The sequence below is a fragment of the Pseudomonas sp. BRG-100 genome, from assembly GCF_000737955.1.
Classification (GTDB): Bacteria; Pseudomonadota; Gammaproteobacteria; order Pseudomonadales; family Pseudomonadaceae; genus Aquipseudomonas; species Aquipseudomonas synxantha_A.
Genome location: NZ_JPRX01000001.1, coordinates 3,739,053 through 3,741,904 on the forward strand (window position 1 = coordinate 3,739,053; position 2,852 = coordinate 3,741,904).

A 2,852-nucleotide genomic window follows, 5' to 3' on the forward strand; every position below is an offset into this window, starting at 1 on the left:
GCTGCGGGTGCCGGTCACGGGGGGCCAGAACTGCACATCGCTGCTTTTGGCCTGAATTGCATCAGACGTAAGGTAATTGAAATGTCCGCCATAAGGGACATAATCAGATTAATTTAGTTAAAAGTTCGATATAGGTGACATTTTGCTCATCACGACCCCTCCCGCTTTTGGCGAGCGGCTCAGGCAACTACGCCGGGCGAAGCAGTACAGCCAGCAGCAACTCGCGGAAAAAGCGCGGTGCAGTCGCAAGACCATCATCGACCTTGAGGCAGGGGAAAATGTTGCGATGTACACCGCCTTCAGGGTGATTACTGCGCTAGGCATGGCACTGGAAGTGGTTGATCGACGTATTGATCTCAAATCGCTTGCCGAACTGGTAGAGCACGATGAGTAAGATCAAAAGGCTCAACGTCGCTACTCCCCAAGGCATTAGCGGCGAACTGTCCAAAGGATCGCAGTTTTCCTTCGCCTACGCGTCGGCTGAGGCGCCTCGTGAAGTGTCATTGGTAATGCCTTATGACCCAACACCGACGGTCAGTAATGTTCTGCATCCGATTTTTGATATGAATGTGCCAGAAGGCTTTCTGGCTGATCAAATCAAGCGACGGATGGCCAAGCATATGCAGGTGGACGAAATGCGCTTGCTGTCGGTCATTGGAGGCAACCAGATTGGTCGGCTGAGTTATGAGAATCCTATAGAAGCATCGGCGCCTGTTAAAGCCCAGGTGGGATTGCAGGAGATATTGTCAGCGCCGGGTTCGCAAGGCGTGTTCGATTTCCTGGTAGACACCTATTTTGAATCAGGTATTTCGGGAGTGCAGCCCAAGGTGCTGGTGCCTGATCTGGACAAACTCAGAGGCAACCGCAAAACCATGCTCAGCTCTGACCTGATTGTAAAATCCGGTGCAGATGAATATGCCCACTTGGCGCAAAACGAATTCCTCTGTTTGGAAGCAGCTCGCCTTGCCGGGTTGGAAACGCCGCGTTTCTGGCTGTCCGACAGCGGTGATTTATTTGTTATGGAGCGCTTCGATCTGACCCCCTCGGGCAGGTTGGGATTCGAGGACATGGCGGTGCTGTTGGGGCTGAACAAGGACCCCCACGATAACTACAAGTATTCCCAAAGTTACGAAACGCTCGCGGCAGTGATTCGCCAGGTGTGCCAGCAGGGTGATGTGTTGCGTGAACTTGAGCGCTTTTTCTCCTCTGTTTGCTTGTCGGTCATGGTGCGCAATGGCGATGCTCACCTGAAAAATTTCGGCGTGCTCTATACCCATCCGGGAGCCCTCGAAACTGTGCAATTGGCGCCTGTGTTCGATGTCACAACGACCACCGCCTATGAGCATTACAATCCAAAATCCGGCCAGGCATTGGTTGACCGTACCCTGGCTATAAAAATGAACAAGGTGAAGGCGTACCCCGATCGTCAACAACTGATTGAATTCGGGCGCAAGCACTGTGGTATCGCAGCTCCTGGCGTAATTATTGAACGCATTGCCGAGGCCATGTCCCTGGCGCTGAGTGCGCATCAGGCGCGTATTGATACCGAGCTTTTTTCAACGATGCAGAAGGAGTGGGACGCGGGCCGTGCCATGGCGCTTCACGACTCGGTAACACCGGCTATGAGGCGCAGGCCGGTGGTAAGACTGTTGCGCTGAGGTCCGTGAAAAAAACCGTAGCCTTAGTAGGCAATGGTCGACGTTTCGTAAGAAGGGATTACGGTATTCTCGCGTTAAATATATCTGTTCTTTATACTAAATAAATCCCTTCACTTTGTTCTTTGCTCTATTTAGCTCAGGTGGGTGTTTTTAAAGTGGTCGAAAGTGACTCGTCGCTCATTTCCTGTATCAGAGTGGGTAGATTAAAAAATACTCATATTTTTCAATATGAGTATTGAGTAAATTCAATCAAAAAATTTTCTCATCTGTATACGATCATCTCGATGAGATTGTATGTCGGTGTAGGATTTAGTGAGTGACTACAAAAGTACAGCTCTTGCTCACTGAGATTTCGTAAGTGTTACTCCTATTGATTCAGAACTTCCATCCTCTTGGAGATTTCCGTAAAGCGTGTTGTAGGAGTGATCGTCAGCCATCAGGTTCAGTTTGCCAGTACGTACTGTTAGATTCCCTTTTGTACCGTCTGGCCCTGGGGCTTCTGGGTCCCATAGTCTATAGTTTACTCTGAAGAAAAGAGAGGATTTTGTGGAGGGTGCACTTTCTCTACTGTAGCTTGCGCTTATAAAAGGGTAGCCTTGCATATCTCCTTTAAGTTCCCCCGTATCGTAGTCAGCAAAAGTGATTTTTAGCCAGTAATGATTAACGCTGGCTGGCGTGAAGCGATAGTAGGCTTCTAGCGGGGTGTTGTGCTTGGCCATGATAATTCTCCTGAGTAAGAGTCAAATACGGCAGTCGTAAATGTTGATTTCCTCGCCGCGAGACAATGTTGTCAAGAAATCTAATCTGTGTAACCTGTTAATGTTGGCAGTTATATATAACTTTTAGAAATATTGAAGTGTTCGAAATTGCATAGGTATTGACCGGTCTTTTGTCGAATTAAGTTGGATGATGCTCAATGACGACTGTAAGAGGGCAGTTCGGCTGGTAAAGTAACGGTAGAGGGCAGCTGTACGCGGGTTCGCAGACCGAGGAGCTAAGACCCGGCAGACCCGAAGGTCTCCCACGCACAGCCGCCATAACAAAGACTGCCGTCGGCAAGATACCGGGACTGTTTTGACGGGTGCGGTTTTAACTCTGTAGGGCTGCGAAATCCTATCGCTGATCAACGCCGGCGACGGGGCGAGCTATAAGCGGCGAGTTGGCTTGTCGCAATGGTGCTGTAGGACGGACACC

At 49.8% G+C, this 2,852-nt stretch carries 3 protein-coding genes; 2 read left to right on the plus strand and 1 reads right to left on the minus strand.

Annotated features, from left to right (window positions below; all coding sequences use genetic code 11):
• Positions 1-142: 142 nt before the first annotated feature.
• On the plus strand, positions 143-394 hold the full coding sequence (locus JH25_RS10825; protein ID WP_032879008.1) for a helix-turn-helix transcriptional regulator: 252 nt from the start codon (positions 143-145) through the stop codon (positions 392-394).
• Positions 387-1,658 carry a type II toxin-antitoxin system HipA family toxin gene (locus tag JH25_RS10820; protein WP_032879010.1) on the plus strand — a complete coding sequence of 424 codons (1,272 nt, stop codon included), beginning with the start codon at positions 387-389 and terminating at the stop codon, positions 1,656-1,658. Before JH25_RS10825 ends, JH25_RS10820 begins: the two co-directional genes overlap by 8 nt.
• A 341-nt stretch (positions 1,659-1,999) precedes the next feature.
• Here the strand turns inward: JH25_RS10820 and JH25_RS28690 are convergent, their stop codons facing one another.
• Positions 2,000-2,377 (minus strand): hypothetical protein, encoded by a 378-nt coding sequence (locus JH25_RS28690; protein WP_164699527.1) that lies wholly within the window; start codon positions 2,375-2,377, stop codon positions 2,000-2,002.
• Positions 2,378-2,852 lie beyond the last annotated feature (475 nt).

What these genes read in the sequence shown, in the direction of transcription:
- JH25_RS10820 (WP_032879010.1), top strand. Translation starts at nt 387, where the DNA reads ATGAGTAAGATCAAAAGGCTCAACGTCGCTACTCCCCAAGGCATTAGC.
- JH25_RS28690 (WP_164699527.1), bottom strand. Translation starts at nt 2,377, where the DNA reads ATGGCCAAGCACAACACCCCGCTAGAAGCCTACTATCGCTTCACGCCA.